16 protein-coding genes and 1 tRNA gene are annotated in these 19,327 nt (G+C 61.9%); 2 read left to right on the top strand and 15 right to left on the bottom strand.

Annotated elements, in window-relative coordinates; all coding sequences use genetic code 11:
• Positions 1-186 precede the first annotated feature (186 nt).
• Positions 187-492, top strand: a complete 306-nt coding sequence (locus K1X71_16655; GenBank protein ID MBX7074773.1) for a hypothetical protein — start codon at positions 187-189, stop codon at positions 490-492.
• A 180-nt stretch (positions 493-672) separates the two neighbouring features.
• Here K1X71_16655 and K1X71_16650 read toward each other — a convergent pair.
• Positions 673-754 (bottom strand) — tRNA-Ser (locus K1X71_16650).
• Positions 755-859: 105 nt separating this feature from the next.
• Positions 860-1,834 (bottom strand): GDP-mannose 4,6-dehydratase, encoded by a 975-nt coding sequence (locus K1X71_16645; GenBank protein MBX7074772.1) that lies wholly within the window; start codon positions 1,832-1,834, stop codon positions 860-862.
• A 343-nt stretch (positions 1,835-2,177) separates the two neighbouring features.
• Between K1X71_16645 and K1X71_16640 the strand changes: the two genes are divergently transcribed.
• Positions 2,178-3,227 carry a polysaccharide biosynthesis/export family protein gene (locus K1X71_16640; protein MBX7074771.1) on the top strand — a complete coding sequence of 350 codons (1,050 nt, stop codon included), beginning with the start codon at positions 2,178-2,180 and terminating at the stop codon, positions 3,225-3,227.
• A 1,421-nt stretch (positions 3,228-4,648) separates the two neighbouring features.
• Here K1X71_16640 and K1X71_16635 read toward each other — a convergent pair.
• The 13 genes from K1X71_16635 to K1X71_16575 all read right to left on the bottom strand — a co-directional run bounded on the left by K1X71_16635 (position 4,649) and on the right by K1X71_16575 (position 19,293).
• Positions 4,649-5,179 carry a hypothetical protein gene (locus K1X71_16635; protein MBX7074770.1) on the bottom strand — a complete coding sequence of 177 codons (531 nt, stop codon included), beginning with the start codon at positions 5,177-5,179 and terminating at the stop codon, positions 4,649-4,651.
• Between the two features lie 183 nt (positions 5,180-5,362).
• Positions 5,363-6,394: a FemAB family PEP-CTERM system-associated protein gene (locus K1X71_16630; protein MBX7074769.1), complete on the bottom strand. Its 1,032-nt coding sequence runs from the start codon at positions 6,392-6,394 to the stop codon at positions 5,363-5,365.
• 74 nt (positions 6,395-6,468) lie between these two features.
• Positions 6,469-7,638, bottom strand: a complete 1,170-nt coding sequence (locus tag K1X71_16625) for a glycosyltransferase (GenBank protein ID MBX7074768.1) — start codon at positions 7,636-7,638, stop codon at positions 6,469-6,471.
• Between the two features lie 41 nt (positions 7,639-7,679).
• Positions 7,680-8,837: a glycosyltransferase gene (locus K1X71_16620; GenBank protein ID MBX7074767.1), complete on the bottom strand. Its 1,158-nt coding sequence runs from the start codon at positions 8,835-8,837 to the stop codon at positions 7,680-7,682.
• Positions 8,834-10,012, bottom strand: a complete 1,179-nt coding sequence (locus K1X71_16615) for a glycosyltransferase (protein ID MBX7074766.1) — start codon at positions 10,010-10,012, stop codon at positions 8,834-8,836. The genes K1X71_16620 and K1X71_16615 overlap by 4 nt, the downstream gene beginning before the upstream one ends.
• Complete coding sequence (locus K1X71_16610) at positions 10,005-11,912, bottom strand: hypothetical protein (protein ID MBX7074765.1); 1,908 nt, start codon at positions 11,910-11,912, stop codon at positions 10,005-10,007. The genes K1X71_16615 and K1X71_16610 overlap by 8 nt, the downstream gene beginning before the upstream one ends.
• A 16-nt stretch (positions 11,913-11,928) precedes the next feature.
• Positions 11,929-12,606: an acyltransferase gene (locus K1X71_16605; protein MBX7074764.1), complete on the bottom strand. Its 678-nt coding sequence runs from the start codon at positions 12,604-12,606 to the stop codon at positions 11,929-11,931.
• 21 nt (positions 12,607-12,627) lie between these two features.
• On the bottom strand, positions 12,628-13,650 hold the full coding sequence (locus tag K1X71_16600) for a glycosyltransferase (GenBank protein ID MBX7074763.1): 1,023 nt from the start codon (positions 13,648-13,650) through the stop codon (positions 12,628-12,630).
• Positions 13,643-14,857 (bottom strand): glycosyltransferase, encoded by a 1,215-nt coding sequence (locus K1X71_16595; protein MBX7074762.1) that lies wholly within the window; start codon positions 14,855-14,857, stop codon positions 13,643-13,645. The genes K1X71_16600 and K1X71_16595 overlap by 8 nt, the downstream gene beginning before the upstream one ends.
• A complete protein-coding gene (locus K1X71_16590) occupies positions 14,857-15,810 on the bottom strand; it encodes a sulfotransferase (GenBank protein ID MBX7074761.1) in 954 nt (317 codons plus the stop codon). Before K1X71_16590 ends, K1X71_16595 begins: the two co-directional genes overlap by 1 nt.
• Before the next feature lie 2 nt (positions 15,811-15,812).
• Positions 15,813-17,117: an O-antigen ligase family protein gene (locus tag K1X71_16585; protein ID MBX7074760.1), complete on the bottom strand. Its 1,305-nt coding sequence runs from the start codon at positions 17,115-17,117 to the stop codon at positions 15,813-15,815.
• Positions 17,114-17,938, bottom strand: coding sequence for a methyltransferase domain-containing protein (locus K1X71_16580; GenBank protein MBX7074759.1), 825 nt, complete (start codon positions 17,936-17,938; stop codon positions 17,114-17,116). Before K1X71_16580 ends, K1X71_16585 begins: the two co-directional genes overlap by 4 nt.
• On the bottom strand, positions 17,935-19,293 hold the full coding sequence (locus K1X71_16575) for a VanZ family protein (protein MBX7074758.1): 1,359 nt from the start codon (positions 19,291-19,293) through the stop codon (positions 17,935-17,937). Before K1X71_16575 ends, K1X71_16580 begins: the two co-directional genes overlap by 4 nt.
• Between the last annotated feature and the right edge of the window lie 34 nt (positions 19,294-19,327).

Raw genomic sequence — 19,327 nt, 5'->3', positions numbered from 1 at the left:
GTTCGATTCCCGCCGCCTCCACTTTGGCAGCCGATGAAGGCTGATGCCGAAAGTATTCAAAACCCTTGCCCTGGCAAGGGTTTTGGCGTTTATAGACCGACCGCTCCTTAAATTGTTGCGTGTGATGTGCGTATGCCAGCCGCAGGCTCTTGAAACAGTTCGACGAACTGTCTGCCAATTGGGCCTATGCTCGTGCCTTGCTGGCGTTCCGGCTTAGTGGTTGGTCGGAAGCAGCAAACCGCGAATTGCAATCCGCAGTTCGCATCAATTGCTAACGTGCCGGAACTTCTCGCTTCCGATGGTCCGATCCCGCTGCCTCCGCACCATGCGCTCGGCAACTTTGGAGAAGCCTGCATTGCTGTCGACTTGTTGCGTCCGGCGTTTCACGCCACTGACGGCGCCGTGGCATGGCTGATCGAGTCGCTGCCCAAACGCAAAAATGATTCGGACAAGCTGCGTCGCGAAAGGCGGCGGAAAGAACGAGCCAAATAAAGGAAGCGCAAAAAGCGATAGATCATTTGCCCCCGTTGCCGGGCAAAAACAGGTAGTGGCAAATCATCGGCCAGCGACTTGCGCGAAAGCCCCCTTCGGCCAACATCAGAAAATTGGTTTAGGTGACAAAACGGGTGACATCGCCGAACGCCTCACCCAAACAAATCGTCGTAAGTCGAGCGGAGGGCAAGGGATTCGAACCCTCAACCGGTTTCCCGGCACCTGATTTCGAGTCAGGCCGCTAGCCATTCGCATACCCTCCAGGCAGCGCACAGCCGTGATTCAAAACCGATTTCAAATAGCCCGCAAGCGGCTAGTGCGCTCGGTTTTGCGCCACGGCAATACGCAAATCTAGCGACACGTCGCCCTAGTGGCAAGTTCGCCGCTCGCCGCGCGACTCCGCAAACCAAGCCGCGAACTCTCGAATTCCATCGCGGAAATCGACTCGCGGCGCGTAGTCCAGCAGTCGCTTGGCCTTCGTCAAGTCGGCGTTGGTGATTGGCATCTCCCCTGGCTTGGCCGGCAGGCGTTCAATCTGTGCGGGTCTGCCGAACGCCTCTTCCAACAATCGAATCAGCTCGGTAATTGGGATTGGTTCGCTGTGTCCCAAATTGATGCATTCCCCCACCGCGGCTTCGACGTTGAGCGCTGCTTGCAAACCATCACAGATATCCGAGATGTGCGTGAAGTCGCGGCACACCGAGCCATCGCCAAACAATGGCAGTGGTCGGTTCTCCAAGATGGCCTCGCTGAAGATCGTCAGCGCCAAATCAGGGCGCAGCCGCGGACCGTATACGCTGAACGGCCGCACGCAAACCACCGGTGTCTGATATAGCAGCCAGTAGGTCAGGCTCATCAACTCGGCCGCACGTTTGCTGGCGCCATAGGGGCTGAGCGGAATCCCCAAGGGCGCATCCTCAACAAACGGCGCCAGCGCGTCCTTTCCATACACCGTCGACGACGATGCCAGTACAAACCGCGACACGCCATGCCGCCGCGCGGCCTCCAATAGGCATTGAGTGCCAAACACGTTGGCCCGCTCGTAGATCAGCGGATGATCAACGCTGTAGCGCACTCCGGCATAAGCTCCCAGGTGCATCACCTCGCGCACCTGTTGCGCGGCAAACAGGCGAGACATCGCATCGACATCGCAAAAATCCGCCTCAACCAACGTCACACGTCGATCGGCTGCGAATCCCGCAATGTTCTTCCGCTTGAGCCGCGGATCGTAGTAGTCGTTGAAATTGTCGAGACAGATCACGCGCTCGTGCCCGAGCCGCAACAAGTGCTCCACAAAATGGCTGCCAATGAAGCCGGCGCCGCCTGTCACCAAGATGCTCATGCCAGCGTTTTTCCTGATTCACATGGGAAGCCCAATCAACGCCTTGAGCATGCTGAGCGGCTCCAGTCACCCCAGTTTAGCAGGAGACAACTCTCAGTTGGCGCGCGCGTTTCCTTTTTGGCAAAAGCGAGAAAATAGGGAACACACGGCCCCCCGTCAGCCCTTTTCCAGGCGTCAAACTTTCCGCAATCGGTATTCGTTGGCCGAAAACATCGAAGACTGGGCGCTCTAGCGCCGATGATTCCGAATATGCCGCTTGTAGCGGTTTTACCAGTCCTGCCGTTGGCGTCAGACTGCCGACGGCCGGTACCGGGGGGATGCAATGCACAGCGATGTTCGATCCTTGACGCTCTTCGCCGCCATGCTGCTGGCCGCGCTGCAAAGCACTGGCTGCGCCTATTACAAGTTTCAGTCGGCGCTCGAAAGCGTGCCGGCCGATGCCTTGGCCAACATGCCGCGCGAACTCGCCAAGACCAGCCTGCCCGACTACCGTATCGAACCGCCCGATGTGTTGATCATCGAGGCGATCAAGGTGGTTCCCAAGGCGCCATACCGCATCGAAACACTCGATGTCCTACAGGTGCAAGTGCTCGGCGCCCTGCCAGAGCAGCCCATCGCCGGCTCCTACCAGGTGCAGCCCGATGGCAACCTCGATCTCGGCCCGCCGTATGGCGCCGTGTATGTCGAGCGCCTGACAATTCAAGAAGCGGTCGACGCGGTTCAAAAACACCTCGATTCCATCCTGACCGAATCGGTCGTCTCCATCAGTTTGGTGCAATCGGGCGCACGGCAGCAGATCGAGGGCGAACACAATGTCGGTCCCGATGGCAAGGTGCAACTGGGCGTCTATGGCGCCGTTTTCATCACCGGCATGACTGTCGCCGAAGCCAAACTCGCGATCGAGGAGCATCTTTCCCAATTCCTCGAAAAGCCCCAGGTGTCGGTCGACATGTACGCCTACAACAGCATGGTGTACTACGTGGTGCAGCAAGGAGCCGGGCAAGGCGACTCGATCGATCGCTTTCCCGTCACCGGCAACGAGACCGTGCTCGACGCGCTCTCCAACATCAACGGCTTGTCCAATGTGTCGTCAAAACGCATCTGGGTCGCGCGCCCCGCGCCTCACGGAGTGGGGCACGAGCAAATGCTGCCGGTCGACTATTGCGCCATCGTCTCTGGCGCGGCGACAACGACCAACTATCAACTCATGCCCGGCGACCGCTTGTTCATCGCCGAAGATAAATTGCTAAGACTGAACAACGCCATTGCCAAACTCACGGCGCCTGGCGAGCAGGTGTTCGGATTCACCCTCCTCGGCGCCAACACCGTGCGAATGTTCAGCTTCTTCGGCGGTGGCAGCAATGCATTCCTCGGCGGTGGTGGATTCTTCTAATTCTGTGGCACATGAGAGAACGGCGCGGCTTTGTCAACAAGACTTTGACAACGGCGCCACGCGGAGACCTGTTCGATCGCTCTCCATTCGGAGCGTCATACATCATGAAAAATCAAAGCGCTGCGATATCTCTGATCTTCGCTTCCTTGGTCATGGCTTGCTGCACGGTGCAGGCAATCGCCCAGCAATCTTGCCCGCATTGCTGCAACCGCATGCCTCAGCACTACCCAACCGGGCCGTTCCACGGGCTATACCCCACTTGCTGGCGTCGTTTCACAGCGCAGCCAGCATGCCCTAAGTGCCCGACTCCCCATCCCACGGTTGTTGCGCCCGCCGCGGTCACTGCGCCGCCGGCCAAATCACCGGCCGACGCGCCTCCGCGAACCTCCGCATCCGGCGACGCCGCGCTTCCTGCGAAGACCGACTCTGCCAGCGCGCCTGCGTCTGAGCAATTCTCTGCCGAGCGCCACCCGGCAGATGCGCTTCCCGCCGAGAACTACCCCGAAAACTCCCCGGCCGCGCTGCCTCAGGCAAAAGGCGAACCGCAAGACCGCTTCGACCCCAATCTTGCGGTGATGGCGCTACCCAGCCATGAACACCAAACAATTTCGGCCGGCGGTCGACTCGCGGCAGATCCCCGCCGCCCTGCTGAGACAGCGTCCTACCTGCCCCCACGTCGGGTGACCAATGTCATCCCTGCGGCGATGCCGCTGCCAGAGCGGGTCATCTCCCCGCTGAGCCGCGAACCGCTCCAGCAGCCTTCCAGTATCGAGCAGGCGCAGGCGTTGATGCCGCCCGAATACAGCCCCGCGGCCGATTCAAGCGGTCACCGTCCCACGCGCCCCGTAGTCGAGTGCGCGCAGTTCCAAGAGCCAGCGGCCGCTACGCAGCGCCGGCCCTCTCTCTTTCAACGCGCCCTACAGCCGCGCTTGCAAAGCCTTCCCCCGGTCGAATAGTCCGGCGCCGGCTCGGGCAGCTTCATGCGTTGCGCGTGCGAGCGAATCAAATCTCCGGCCATGCACGCACCAGGCGCTTCGCAGCCAACGGGCGGCATCTCGTCGCCTTTAGTTCGCTGGAATACAACGTACATAGCGCGACGGGCGCCTCGTGCGCCCATCGAGAAGTTCACCTTGCGTCGATCGGGCGGGCACTGCCAGACCAGGTAGTCCCATCGCTGAGCCAACCATATCGCGATGCTCATCGCAATCTGGTTCGGCATCCGAATCCGCGTACCGCGTGAGACCCGGGTGGTAACGAGTCCCCATCGTGACATGCCACGGTGAGTCCGGGTCATCGACACCGAAATCAGATTAGCCCCTCCGCGCGATACCAGTCAGCGCGCGGAAATCCCATCAGGGATTACCAAAGGATGACTGACAGTGCCGATGGCTCAGGTAGAACCGAACCCGGCCTCGACGCCGTTATCGGCCCCGGTTCATCATGCCGGCGCCCGATCCTTGCTGAATCATCGAGCGGGTGCTGAACCGACTGCCCATCTGAGAGCCCATTTGACGCCCATAGCCCTGGCCACTGATGGCCGACACCGTGCCACGCGGACGCGCGCCGCCACCACCGCCGCCGACTGGCAAATTGCCATAGTAATGCGAATGGTGCATGTAATGGGTCGAATGTCCCGTCACCGGCAGGTTGGGATTAGCACCGGCAACCGGCTGCTCCATCATCTGCCGCTGCATCTGCTGAAAATTGCTCTCAAACTCATTATTTACCCGCAATTGCTGGAATTCGGGTCGCACCAGGTTGTAGTAGTTATTGGCTACGTTCCCCGGGCGCATCAAGTTCAAGTAAGGACTGACGGCCGGCTTGTTGCGCAGCGTATTTTGAAACCGCTGATTGCCGCCACCGCGATACGATGGGCCCACCTGCGCCTGAGTCATCGCTGGCGCCGACAGCATCCCGGCGGCGATCAGGACAATAAATGGGTGTCGTATCATGTTCGTTCTCCTGAACTGCGATTCGGTGGCACAATCGCTACCGTCTGATTATACCGCCAGCATTCCGTCGAATTCAAACTCGAGCTGGGCGCAGACCGCCACATAGTCAATTTTCGGCTGCGTGGGCGGCGGCACTTGTGCCTACTTCGTCAGCAAGCGATCGATGCCGCGCAATGCCGTCTGTCACGGCAACTTACGGATCAGCCACGGGCCAAGCAGGCGGCAAAAACTCACCGGCATGCGCTGCCATGCCCGCGTCGCCAGTGAGTACGATTCGTCGATGCGCGTCGTCCGTTGCGCCCGATCGACACCCCGAATCTGAAAGGGATGCCATGGCAAAGGCAATATCTCGGCGCCCCACTGCTTCTTGAAGCGATACGGCCCGCTGTCGAGCGAACTGCGCCCAAAATGAAACCACGTAAGGCCTCGCTCGCACGCCTGCTCCAATAGGCGCCAGTACATCACATGATTCACACAGTAGCTATTGTATTTGCGCAGGCTAGATGCCCACGGCACCTCCAGCCGATTGCCGTTGTCCAACGTCAACGCCGCGCCAACCCCCGCGCCCTGATAGCGCGCCAGATGCACGCGCGCTTCCGCCGGAAAAGTCGCGACCACTTGCTCAAAGAACCGTCGACTATGCGGCGGACTTCCCAGATCGCGCATGTTCGTTGAATAGATGGCGTAAAACTCATCCACCAGCTCAGCGCTGCCGGTCTGCATCGTCAGTCCCAGTTTCTCCCCCTTGCGAACCTGATTGCGCACCTTGGCCCCAATCCGATTCCACAGCGCCGCCGGATCGGCCTCGAGCCGCAATCGAAACAGCGCCTTGTCGCCGCGTGGCGCCGGCCAGCCAGTCACCAGTTGCGGCTGCCGCAGTTCCAATACATCCGCCCCCAATTGGGCGGCGCGTTCCATCGCCCCCTGCAACAGCGCATCTCGAGCTTCATCGTCGTCGGCCACGATGCCGGCCGTATCAAACCATGGCAGCGACACCAGCCGGCGTCCGAATAGCCAGCTCTTCTGCCAAACGAGCGGCAATGCTCCGACCATTTGCCCCTCGCGCAGCGCGGCCAACCGAGTCAGCCGTAGGCCATACACGGCAAATACCGCGTCCCAGCTCGCGCGGAGATAAACACCTCCTTCGCGATGCTTGCGCGTGTATTCGTCCCAAACCAACGGCTCCACATGCTCGTCGATTGTTGTCAGGCGCACATCCTGCGTCGCGCTGGCGATCAGAGGCGCAATTCTGTTTGCCGACGCTGCCATTCAAGTACCGGCCGTGTTCGTCACACGGCCTCGCGAGTTTGTCCATCCAAGCGCGCGCCCGTTCCCTGTGGCGCGCCGTCCAGCACCTGGTCGTATACCGCTTGCACCCGCGCCATTCGCGTGCGGAAACTGTACTGCGTTTCCACGCATTCGCGTCCCGCTGCGCCAAATCGCTCGCGCAGCGCGGCCTCGTCCAATAGCAACATCGTAGCGGCAGCCAACTCGTCTGGCGCGGGCAATTTCACCAAGAAACCATTTTCTCCGTTGCGCACCAGCCTTGGTACCCCGCCAACTTCCGTGGCGACCACCGGCAATCGCATCGACATCGCCTCGAGCAGCACATTCGGCAACCCCTCGCGCAAGCTCGAAAGCACAAACACATCGAGCGCCTCGTAAAACGGAATCGTGTCGGCCAAATGCCCCACCAGGTCGACTCGGTCGCCCAACTGAAGCTCGGCGACGCGCTGCGCCAATCGCTGCCGTTCTGGACCCTCGCCCGCCACCAGCAAATGGGCGTCGTAGCCCCGATCCACCAATCGCCGCACCGCCTCAATCAACAGATCAAAGCCCTTTTCCGGAAACAGGCGGCCCACGCAACCCAGCACCAGGCGTTCCGCGGGGATTCCAAACCTTCGCTTGGCCTCGTCGCGCGGCGCGCGCGGTCGAAAGTACTCCGCGTCGATCCCATTCTCGATCACCGTCACCCGCTCCGCCGGCAACTTCAGATCGGCGATCGCCGCCGCCAGATCGTCGCTCACCGCGATCACGTGTCGCATGCGGCGCAGCGCCCACCGATCGAGCCGATAGTACCAATCCAGTCGCCCGCCAAGCGTCACATACCCGTGCATGGTGGTCACAACCGGCAAGCGAAACCAGCCTCCCAACAGCACCGCCAGGATGTTCGTCTTGTAGTCATGCGGATGCAGCACATGCGGCCGAAACTCGCGAATCTCCCGCACCAGCCGCCAGACCGTTCGCGGGTCGATCGCTCCCCGCTCCGGTATGTCGACCAGCGGCGCCCCCAAGGCCGCCGCCCGCTCCGGCATGTCATAGTCCGCATCGTCGGCGGGGCGAATATACGCCAGCCGCAACTCGTAGCCGCTGGCGATGAAGCGCTGACTGTTCAGCAGCGTCTTTTCGGGTCCGCCGCCACGGCCAGTCACGGTTCGTAGATGCAAGATGCGTGGCACGTTATGGCCTGAGTTGATGCCCCAGCGTTGAACCGATGCGTCTACCGGGCGGCCGCCGCGATCGCGTCCAACTGATGACGCAATTGTCCGGCCTTCTTGTCCCAATCGTCGTCGGCGACCGCCGCCTGTCGCGCGCCGCCCTCGTCTGGTGACTCACTCAACGATTGCCGCACCGCGGCCACGAACGCCTCGTGATCTTCGCCGACACGGACATGCGGTACAAATCGGTTGACTTCAGCCACGCTCACGCTCACGGTGGGCTTGCCAGACGCCAGGCACTCGCGCAGCTTGAGCGGGCAGCTTTGCCGGATCATCTCGTCGTCCACGTACGGCAGCAGCAGCACGTCGAGTCCTGCCAGCCACTCGGGCAAGTCAGCATAAGGCTGCGCCTCTAGGAAGTGTACGTTGGAAATCGACCGAAACGACTCGGGGCAGTGGTCGACCCGCCCGATCATGCACAAACTACCTTCGGGATTCGCCCGCGCGACGGCGCTCAGCAGCCCAAAATCGAGCTTTTCGTAAATCAGACCGAAAAAACCGATGCGTGGCTGCGGTAGCGCCGCAATGGCAGGCGCGATCGTCGCGCTTTGCGCCAAGGCAAAATGCCCGCAGTCAACACCGTGCGGAAAGTACTCGCACCGCGCAAGTGATCGCAATCGAGCTTCCAGTGGCCGCGACACCGCCAGGATCAAATTCGCCGCCGTGGCGGTTTCTCGTTCCATGTTGGCCAGCGCTTCGCGCTCCGCGCCGGGCCACTGGCTGTAGTCGTCGGTGCAATAGTACACCAGCCCCGCGCGCGGCAGGCCGCGAATCAGCGATTGCACAAATGGCAACGTCGTCAACACGGTCGGCCGACTCATGTCGATCTGACGAAAGACCTGCCGCAAACGCCATGTCACCAGTTGCCGGCTGGCGCCGCGCGCCAGCGGATGGCCAATCTTGGGCAACATCGGCAAATCGACTACCCACATCGAGTCGGCCACTTGCCGCAACCCATGTCGCCAACTATTCAATTTCTCGACACCACGCCGCAGGGTGAAGCGATCCGCCTTAGGGCTGCGCGTGCCGATCGTGTTGGCCCACAAGATGCGATAGTGTGGCTGCAATCGCTTGACCAGGTGTTGACAACTCGATGGGTGCCGCCCCCAGTCATCGGCGAAAACGAGCAACTCACGAGATGCCGCGACGCCCCGAGTCATGTCAATAGCTCGCTATACATTCGTTCGTAGCTGGCCAGCATCTGCTCTTCGCTGAACATCGCCCGCGCGCGCTCACGGCCCTGCTCCGCCATTTGCGCTCGCTGCGCTGGATGACGAGCAAGTTCCAGCACGTGCCGCGCCAACTCCGCGTCATCCCCAGCCGGCGCCAACATTGCATGAGCAGGAGGCACAATCTCGGCCACCCCCCCTACTGCCGTCGAAACCACCGGCCTGCCCGCCGCTTGCGCTTCGATGAGCGTCAGCGGGATCCCCTCGCTGATGCTGGTCAACAAGAACAGATCGGCCGCGGCCAACAACTCGGGGATATCGTGCCGAGTGCCCAGCAGCCTCACCTGAGGCGCTAGGTTCAGTTCGCCAATCATACTCTCAATGGCGCCGCGCTCCGGTCCATCGCCAACCAACAGCAATCGCGCGTCCGGCAGTTCGTTCACCACGCGCCGCATCGTCTTTAGCGCCGTGCCATGATCCTTCAAGTGATCTAATCTCGCGACTTGCAAAATAGCCAATTGTTCCGGGCCAAGTCCCAACGCGGCTCGTGCTCGCTGCCGTCTCCCTTCCACAAAATCAAAACGCGACAAGTCCACACCGTTATAGATCACCTCCACGCGCTGCGCTGGCAAACCTTCGTTGACGATCAGCGCCTGCCGCACCGCCTCGCCCACACCCACCAGGCGATCGCGCTTTGACAGGAAAATGCGATTGAACAACATCCGCTTGCGCCGCGGATAGTCGGGATGCCATCGACCATGTTCGGTGAAGATCACCGGCGGCCCGCGCCGCGGCCCACGCGCCGCCAGTGAGTAGAAGAATGGGGTGTACTGATGCGCGTGCGCCAGATCGACGCTCTCATCCCGGAAATATCGACTCAGCCGCCGAGCGCAACTCAAGCTGACTCCCGCGCCGCGATCGAGCACCTCCACGCGGTACCCGTCGTGTCGCAACACCCCGCCGAGTTCTCCCAACTCGTCAAGACACACGAACGATACGCGGTGTCGCGCGCTGGCGAATCGCCCCAACGTCGCGGCCAAGCGCTCCGCTCCCCCCACCGTCAGCCCATGCACGACCTGGCAAATATGCCCCGACCGGCGCCGCTGCTTGCGCGCAGTCGCGCGGCCGCTCTGCGCATCGCTCAACTCGTCGACTGGCTCAACCACGAGTGGCGCCGCTGGCCGTGTCCGCCAAGCGCTCCCCTGCTTGCGCGTCGCCGTCCACAAACTCACGCTGGCCTAACTCAAAGATCATCATCGCCAACAGCAGGTAGGTATGATTCGCCCGGTTGGCAAAATGATCCTCCACCACCGCTCGCACCGTGTCGGGCACAAACACGCCTCGCGCCAGGCACCGCTCACCCAATAGCAACTCGCGCACCAAGGGGACCAACTCTTGGCGCAACCACAATCCCAGGCGTTCGTACGGTTGGTAGCCAGCCACGCCCAGCTTGGCCAGCACTCGCATCCGCAGCGATGCGATCTTCTGCGTCCACGCCGCGGCGCCAATCCGCGCGCCGGTGTTGGCGTTCACCACATCCAAGAACTCGGCGCGATGCCTTTTCAAGATCGCCGCCTGAATTGTTTCGCCCAGCTTCAAGTGCGTCGGCACCGACAACAGCAGATCGACCAACTCATTGTCCAGAAACGGGACGCGTGTTTCGACCACCGACCCAAACTCGACCAACGACATTGCCGTTTCCCGGCGCAGTCGCTCACTCACAAACAGATGCCAAATCCGTGATATCGGCGGCTCAATGTCGTCCGATTCCGCCAACGCCGTCTGCAGGGTCCCGCGCGCCAGCGCTTCCATATCGTCCGCGCTCATGCCTTTAATCAGCGGCCCGCGAACCTGGTCAAGCATGTACGCCCGCAGATGCGTCCAGAGCCAACTCTCCAGCGCGCTGTCGCTGTCGATTGCCAGGCCAGCCGCGTCGAGCGAAAAGTTATAAGCCTTGGTCATGTGCATCAATTCGCCCGCATGACCACGCAACAAGACTTCGATCCCCAGTTCGCGATACACTGGCAACGTCGGAATCACGATGCACTGCGACAGGTAATGCCCGTCGGTCAGTCGGGTCATGTGCCGCATGTGCGTGGCGAAGTTCGCCAGAAAGTCGCTCGCCAGAATGTGGCTATGGTGATCGCGATTGGTTGTGGCCGACAACCGCTCGGCGCAGCGATGATCGAGCGAACCGTTCATGCCCAGGCTGAGTGAACGAATCGCGACTCGCTCGTGATCGACGAGCGCTAGCACCGATCGCGCGTCGAGGCCGCCCGACAGCGAGATGCCCAATCGCGCCGTGCCGCTGACCGAACGGCTTACCGCCCGCGCAAACGCCTCGTCAATCGCGCCAATCCACTGCGCGTCGGTCGTCGACCCCGCAGTCGGGCTAAAGCGGTAATAGCGCTCCACCTCGACGTGTCGCGCTTGCCAGTCGTACGTCACCCAAGCCGCTGCGGGCAAGGCGCGCACCGCGGAATAAAAGGTGTCTTCTCCCCACAGTTGGCCGTAGCTGAAGAACTGCGCGATGCCGCGCTGGTTCAAGCTGCGAGCAACCTCAGCCTGTGTGAGCAACGCCTTGATCTCGGAAGCGAACAGGAACGTATCGGCGCCGACCGCGTAGTAACTCGGCCTCATCCCATAACGATCGTTCACAAGCGTCGTTTGTCGCGCTTCGAAATCTACAATCGCCGCGACAAACTTGCCGTGCAGTCCGCAAAAAAAATCGCGGCCCGCGCGCTCGTATCCGAACAGCAGCACCTCGGCGTGACTGTCGGATCGAAACTGCGCGCCAGCCGCCTCCAGTGCGTGGCGCTGCTCGTCGTAGTCGTACAACTCGCCATCCATGACGACCAGCCGCGTGCCATCCGCATTGAACACCGGTTGCGGCGCCGTGTTGACAAACCCAAGCGCTGCCCGCCCCACGGCCACTCCTCGCCGCTCGTCAACATGCGCTTCGCGACCATACCAATCGTACAGCCGCAAACTGTCGAGCATGGCTCCTAGCCGCGGCGCAAGCTCCGCTGTGGCGTCGGTCGATACGATGCCGCAGATCCCCGCCATCAGCAACTCGCCTCACTCAATTCGCTGGACATGCGGTTGGTTCCTCCGGTTGATTGCGATAACGCAGCACGCGCGCCGGAATGCCCGCCGCGATGGCGAAATCCGGCACCGCCTCCGTGACCACCGAACCCGCCCCAATGACGCAGTGGCGCCCAACGTCGGCCAGCACCACGGCGCGATCGCCAATCCAGGTGTCGGCGCCGATGTTGATTCGTCGCCACTGCCCCGCTTGCTCACGAATCGGCACGTCCAACCGCTCAATCCCATGCTGGCCGCCGCCATTGGCGATTGACACATGCGACCCCAGCAGCACATCATCGGCGAGATCGACATCGCCAATCGAACCGAACGGGCCAATATACACGGTGCGGCCAATGCGGGCGGTCGGGTGGGAGATCACGGTTCCAAACGATATGCACGCGTCGTCGCCGCAGCGCGCCAGGGCTAAGCGATAAAATCCCCAGCGCAAGTACTCGCCTGTCAGACCAGGTACGAGGCTCAAGGCCTGCGACCAACCCGCAAATGCGCGCACGGGTCCCAGTAGCGCCGCCCCCAATCGAAAACAGACATATGGCGCCACCATACACACAATCGCCGCGCCACGCAGCAACGACTTGATGCCTGCGCGCAAGTTGCTCGATTCATCGGTCGGCGCCGTGGCTTCGATCTGCGGTGCGACGATTTGTGTCTCCATCTTGATCGATCGCTATCGCGCTTAGGTGATCGTCGATGCAGGAGGTCGTAGCGCCGTTCCCGCCAGGGAGTCTTCGCCGACCATCACTGGCTGAGACGCGCCCTGGGACGGCTTCGCTCCGCGGCCACGCCAGGACCGTATCCCTTGCAACACGAACCTCGGGCAGCACGTCAATAAGTATAGGACGCCGGCGCGCAGCGTCGGCCGCCAACCGAGCGAGCGGCGAAAACAGGGACGTGCCGACCGCAAATCGGCCACGTCCAGATGCGCCACCCCCAGCGAATCATACAACCGAGCCATGCGCTCTCGAAAAACAGGCGTCCGTTCGACGTCAGCGGCAATTCGCTCCAGCAATTCAGCCTCGTCCCCCAGCATGCGACGCCGATCCCAAGTCCCTTGGTCGGGATGCAATCGAATCACCGTCAGCGGTTCGTCCAGATAGGCGAATCGGCTTACCCGCGCGACTTTCAGCCACAGTTCGTAGTCTTGTACGCTGTTGCCAGCAATCCCTGTGTCAAAGCCAACCGCTCGCAGCACACTGGCGCGCGTCAATACGCTTGAATTGCGAACGTGATTTTCCAGCAACAACTCGCCATAGCAATCACCCGTCAATCGCTCCGGTCGCGCGTCGGGATTCAATGGGCCAGTGAACTGCTGACGCGCCTCGTCGAAGTACCGAACCTCGGTATGCGCAAGTCCAAGGCGATCATCACCCCTTAGCGCCGCCACCTGCCGGGCCAACTTACCTGGCAGCCACCAATCGTCCTGATCCAGAAAAGCGACGTACTCCCCCCGCGCGGCTCGCACACCGGCGGCTCGCGCCGCGCCAACGCCAAGATTCGGCTGTTCTAGCACCCGTATCCTATCGCCATAGCGGCGCAGCATTTCTAGCGAATCGTCGGTCGAGCCATCGTCGATGGCAATCACCTCCAGTGAGCAGTCCGTCTGCGCCAGCGCGCTTTCGATCGCCTGCCCCGCCAGCGCCGCGCCGTTGAACACCGGCAGCACCACGCTCACCAACGGACTCTGCTCGCCGCTAGCCACGCGCAAGCTCCACCGTCTGCGCATGCCTCGCCGCCACATCTCTTAGCACGGCTTCAATCTGTCTGGCATGCGCTGGCGCCGAGAAACGCTCCTCCGCACGCCGGCGGGCGGCGGCGCCCATGCGCTCGCGCAAGACCTGGTTGCCGATCAATCGTTCCAGGGCCGCTGCCAGCTCCGCATCATCGTCGATCGTCACCAACAGGCCCGTCTCGCCATCCACAATGATCTCACTCGGTCCCTGTACCCGCGTGGCGATGGTTGGTTTGCCTAGCGCAGCGGCCTCCACCAGCACCAGCCCAAACGATTCCTCACGGCTTGGCATCACCACCAAATCACTGGCCGCCAACAGCGGCCTTGCATCTGCTTGAAATGGCAACAGCCGGCATTGATTCGCCAGGCCTAAGCGCTCAATCTGTCGCTCTAGCTCGGCTCGCAAGGGCCCATCCCCCGCAAATACGCATAACGCCTCCTTGCTCACCCGGCACGCCGCCAGCGCTCGTACCAGATGCAGCGGATTCTTACGTTCCGACAACCTCCCTAACATGGTCAGCACGGTCACGTCACTCGGCAAATTCAACTGTCGGCGCGCCGCCTCCTGGCTCGGCGCCTCCGCCACGTCGAATCGCGACGCATTGTGAATCGCAATCGATTTTTGTTCTGAGATCTCGGCGCCCGCCGCTTGCCGCGCGCTTTCCGATTCGAAAATCACCCGTGCCGACCAACCACCAATGCACCGCTTGATCGCGGATAGCGGCAACAGCCGCGGCCGCATGTGCGCGGGGGTCAGCACTTCATGCACGTGCCAGACATGCGGCACGCCCGCGCGCCGTGCCGCGATAGCCCCCTCGGGGATCACCGCTGTGTTCGTGTACACAAGCTCAATTCGCTCACGCTGCACCAATTCGACCAACCAACGCACATTGGAACACGATCGCATCAACAAGTTCTGAAAGTACCAGCGGCCCGGTTCAAAACACATCCACCAGCACAGCGGACGCGTATGCGTCGGAATACCGCGCTCCAGCGTGCGTGCTGACAGAGGCCCCTCTCCCGCGAACACCACAACCGGATCAATTTGCGATCGATCGAGATGCGCCAGTAACGTGTCCAGACACAACTCGGCCCCGCCAATCAGCGCCGAATGCCCAATAAACAAGACACGCGTCGGACGCGCTATCGGCGGATAGGTTGCCGTGCCGATCTGCATCAGTCGTGGTAACCATAGCGCCGGTTCCAGTCGCTCCCGCCGTGCGCATTAAAGTACGCCAGCGCGTCGGGCGGCAATTCATCGCGCCATCGCTCGTCGGCGCGAATCTCGCCCTTGAAACTGAGCCGCATCGTATTGCCCACGATGTGCCGCTGGCTCAAGTCGGAGTAATCCAGCGACAATCCCGACTCAACCCCCAGGAACTCGAACAGCCGTCGGCAAACGCCGTCGCAGTCAGTCGTCAAATCTTCAATGCGCAGGTGAAACACGCGCTCGGGCCGCACATAGCGCTCCCTGGCGCGCTCAATGTTGCGATTGGCCCAGATCCACGCGCCCAGCGCGTGCTCCTTAGAGAAATGATAGTGCCGCATGATCGAATTCATCACGCCGCGCCCGTCGCGCACCAACACAATCAATCCCAAATCGATGTCGTCGCTACCAGCCAAGAAGCGCAACTGCAACGGATTTTTCGACGTGTCCAAAAAGACTCGGGTCCCCTCGCCGTCGCACACCAACTGGGCAATTGCCACCGATTTCGCCACTGCCTCGCGCGCCTTCGACGCGAAGCGCGTCCGGCCAAACGCCACGTCGCGCGCCGCATCAAAAGCCGGGATGCGAAAACCGTAATAGTACAGCGCCTCGCAGAATCCGCTGCGCGGCTTCGGTTGCAGATCAATGTTCAAATTCCCAATCTCAAACGGTATGCCTGCCCGCGTCGCTTGGCGCTCCAACCCAGTCCAGAAGGCGCACTCGGTGTACATTTGACCGCAAGAACAACGCGTGGCCTTGGGGAAATCCGCAGCCAGCTCCCCCACCGTCGAAACCGCCGGATGCGCGCCAAGCAAACATGCGATCAGCGTCGAACCGCTGTGCATCGCGGACGACAAGTAAACATAGCGCAGGCGGTCGTCCGTGCCCCAATGCGGCGGCGGCTCAACTTGGGGTTGCAGCATCGTCACCGTCGCCATGCGGGACCTACGGCCAACGCCGGTTTGGGAAATGCGGCCGGCGCTGCTCGCGCGACCGCCGGCGCCGGCGCCAGTTTCATGATACCCGCACCCAGCATTGCGACATACGGGGCGATCTCCAGACCTTCGAGACTGACAAAACTCGCCGCCACGCCAAATCCCACAAGCGATGCGACGACGCCTCCCGCCAGATAGCCAAATTCGCGAGCTTCCCCCGTCACGCCCAGCGGTAGCCGCCAGGCCAATGGCAGCAGCTTCCAAATCACGGTGAGGTACATGCCTACCAGGCATACCGCGCCAGGTATGCCAAGCTCCGCCGCAGTTTGCAGCCACAAAGAATGCGCCTCGACAGACACCCCCAGACCATACTCCTTGCTGACGATGGGCCAATGATTGGGCCCCACGCCAAATAGAGGTTGCTTCTGCATCGCGTCCCAGCAATATCCCCACTGCTCAATCCGCGATTCAGCCGAGCGGTCGCGCGTCTCTTCATCCGCGAATGCTGTGACAAATCGCGTGCGCACTTCAGGCCCGGCCAGCCGCACCATCACCAACAACAGCACCGCCGCCATGGCCAAATGACGCGGTTGCCGCACAAACAGAAAGAATGAAAACACGCCGATCACCGTCAGCGCCAACATCCCGCCTCGGGAATAGGAGAACATAATCGCATGCGCCATCAGCAGCGCGCTGCCTAGGCCTGCCGCCTTCTGCCACCAATCGCGCGCGAAAAACCCCAAAAACGACGCCAGCCCAAATCCGGTCACCATCGCGATGGCGGCGCTGTTGTTGTCCAGCCCCGCAAAGCCCATCTGTTGCATCCGGTTGAATCCCTCGAAATACGAAAGATTCATCTCGAACGCCACATACCCCTGGCTCAGCGCGATGACCCAGGCCAGTTGCCGTAGCCGCGCCGCCGAGTTGAGCATGGTGACCCCAGCGACGAACGGCAACACGATCTTCGCCATGTCCATCACAAACTGCCAGCCTAGCGCCGCCTGCGGCGACTGCGCTGCGCTCAGAATCGCCCAGACCCAGTAACCGCAAAACAGCGCCGTCGGCCGGGCGCCGCGGCCAAAGCGCCATTGCGAAAAGCTGTTCAGCGCCCAACTCGCCAACATCGCGATCGCCACGATCCGACTATATCCCAGCGCCGGAACCGACCAATGCCACATCGCGTCGGGCTTGATGATCGCAAAGCTCACATAGACCAATAGCGCGATAAAGGGATCGACAAACGCGCCCAGCGTGCCGACCGCTGTCAACAAGAATGTGAACAGCACTCCCTTCATATCGCCTGCGCGCCCTCCCGTCGTTCGTACACCCCTAACAAGCATGTCTCCGGATAGTGTAGGCCGACTCCCTTCAACCCTCGCCAGAGCGCTAGTTCGCACCGGTGCAAACCGCGAAATCGCGCCAATGTGCGGCAATCGTCCAAGTGCTCAAAGTGGCGTTCCACGAATCCGGCCTCCGCGAACCAGGCCGCCAACTGGCGCCGCGTGTTCATGCGGTACACCACCGGAAAAGTGTCTTTCTCTTCCGTCCGCCACAGCACCCGTTTGATCGAGTGATGCCAGCCGAATGGCGTCCAACGCGCGGCGACGGCCGCTGGCGACCAGCGATGCACCGTGTACACCACCACCTTGCCGCCGACACGGGTATGTCGAGCAACCCGCTCCAGCGCGGCCCGCGGGTTGGCCACATGCTCCGCCACCATCCGCATCGTCACCAGATCAAACATCCACTCCGACTCAAACTGGTCGATCGGCTGTTTAATGCGTTCGTGCAGGTGCTCGTTCTCGTCGATGGTGTCGTCGGGATCGACTCCCACCACGCGACCGCAGCGTGCCGCCAATGTCTCGGCCAACGGCCGATTGTGAGGAAACAAATCCCGCCCACACCCCACGTCGAGCCAGGTAACGCCGCTCTGGCAAAGCCGCGCCACCATCGCCTCGTAATACGCGTCGGGCAAGTGATAACCGGCCCGCTGCCGCATCGTCACTCCCCAGCCAAGATGTTCGACGCCTCGATTCGGTAATTCCTCCACCCAAGCCAGTTCCGCCTCGGTCAGTGGCGGCATCCGTTCGTCCACCGTGGCCAGCACGCTGCTCATCGCGTACCTCCCACGATCAAACCGCGCGCCGCTTCGTTTCCTGTGGGCGACTCCTCCTGCCCGGCCGAGACAATGACTCGTCGGCTCGCGAACCAGCCAATCAAAATGCAAACTGCGGCCAACATCGCGTCGGTGATGCTCGGGTTGCGCCCTGGCAACAAAAGCTGCCCTGCTTCGACCACCACCGCGAAGACTACGGCGCCCGCCAATACTGCGATTCGCCAGCGCCCGCCCGCAACGCCCGTCAAAACACCCAGGGCGAGGAACAGCCCGCTATGTTCCACCGCGTGCCGCAACCAGTGGAAGTTCTCTTGACGCTCGTAGTCGGCGAATGGAATCAACGTCACTTCGCGCGCTTTGGCGCTCGCGGCGCCAAGATCCCACACAAAATCAAACGGCTCCCAGACCATCGTCGCGATCAAAACGCACCAGGCGACGAGCATCAACATCGCCGCGCCACGCGTCGCGCGGCGCGGATCGGTCGCCGCGACGCCATCACGCGCGGTCACTCCAGCGCGCCGCGCCGCCAGCCAGCCAATCAACGTGAAGGCGCCGCCCAACACGATCTCCGTGGCGGTCACATCGCGCGACAACACGAAGAGCTGGGCCGCCTCGGCACAGCCGCTGATCAACACCCCCCAGCCCAGCGCCTGCGCCGCCGACAGCGGCGCGCCGACAATCGCTTGCCAATAGGCCAATAGGCAACCCAGCGGCAAGTAGGTCAGCGCCGTCACCACCACCAGCCAAATCCAATCTCCCAAGCTGGCCGAAGGGTCATAGAACGGCAAAACCAGCACATGTCCGCGCCGATACTTGCGATACACATCGGCCGGCGATAGCGTCAATTCCAGCGGCATGAACTGCCACAGCGCGAACCACATCGAGTACAAGAGCGCGACGGGCCCCAATTGGCCATCCAATTGCAACCGCTGCCGCAGGCGGCGCCACGCCGCCAGCAAAGGCAGCCCCGCGAACAACCACAGTCCTGCTCCCAGCGCAGCGCCCACAGTTTCGGCCACCACGTCGTTGGGAGACACTGTCCGATCCGGAAACCACACCTGGGTCAGTTCGATCCCCGCGCTCAGCGCGGCGCAGCCAATAATCACCAGTGCGACCAGCCCACACGCAACCGGCAATGGCCGGTCGATGGTCAGCGCTCCGACCGCCAAGAACCCCAGCGGCGCGAACAACAAGATGTTGGCCATCCAATCCGATCGCGATTTCACTTCAATCGGCGCGCTCATGCGCAGCGTGTACTCGTCCCAAGTAGCCTGCGCCCGCCGCGCTTCCATTCGTAGCGGCGCCAGGCTGCCGTAAATCGCCAGCGCCGCATACGCCGCCGTTGCGATCGCCAATCGTCGCCGATGACTCCACCGCCGCGCAGCGCCC

The organism is Pirellulales bacterium (genome assembly GCA_019694455.1).
GTDB lineage: Bacteria > Planctomycetota > Planctomycetia > Pirellulales > JAEUIK01 > JAIBBY01.
The sequence above is the reverse complement of the archived record's forward strand: the minus strand, read 5'-3'. Positions and strand labels throughout refer to the sequence as shown.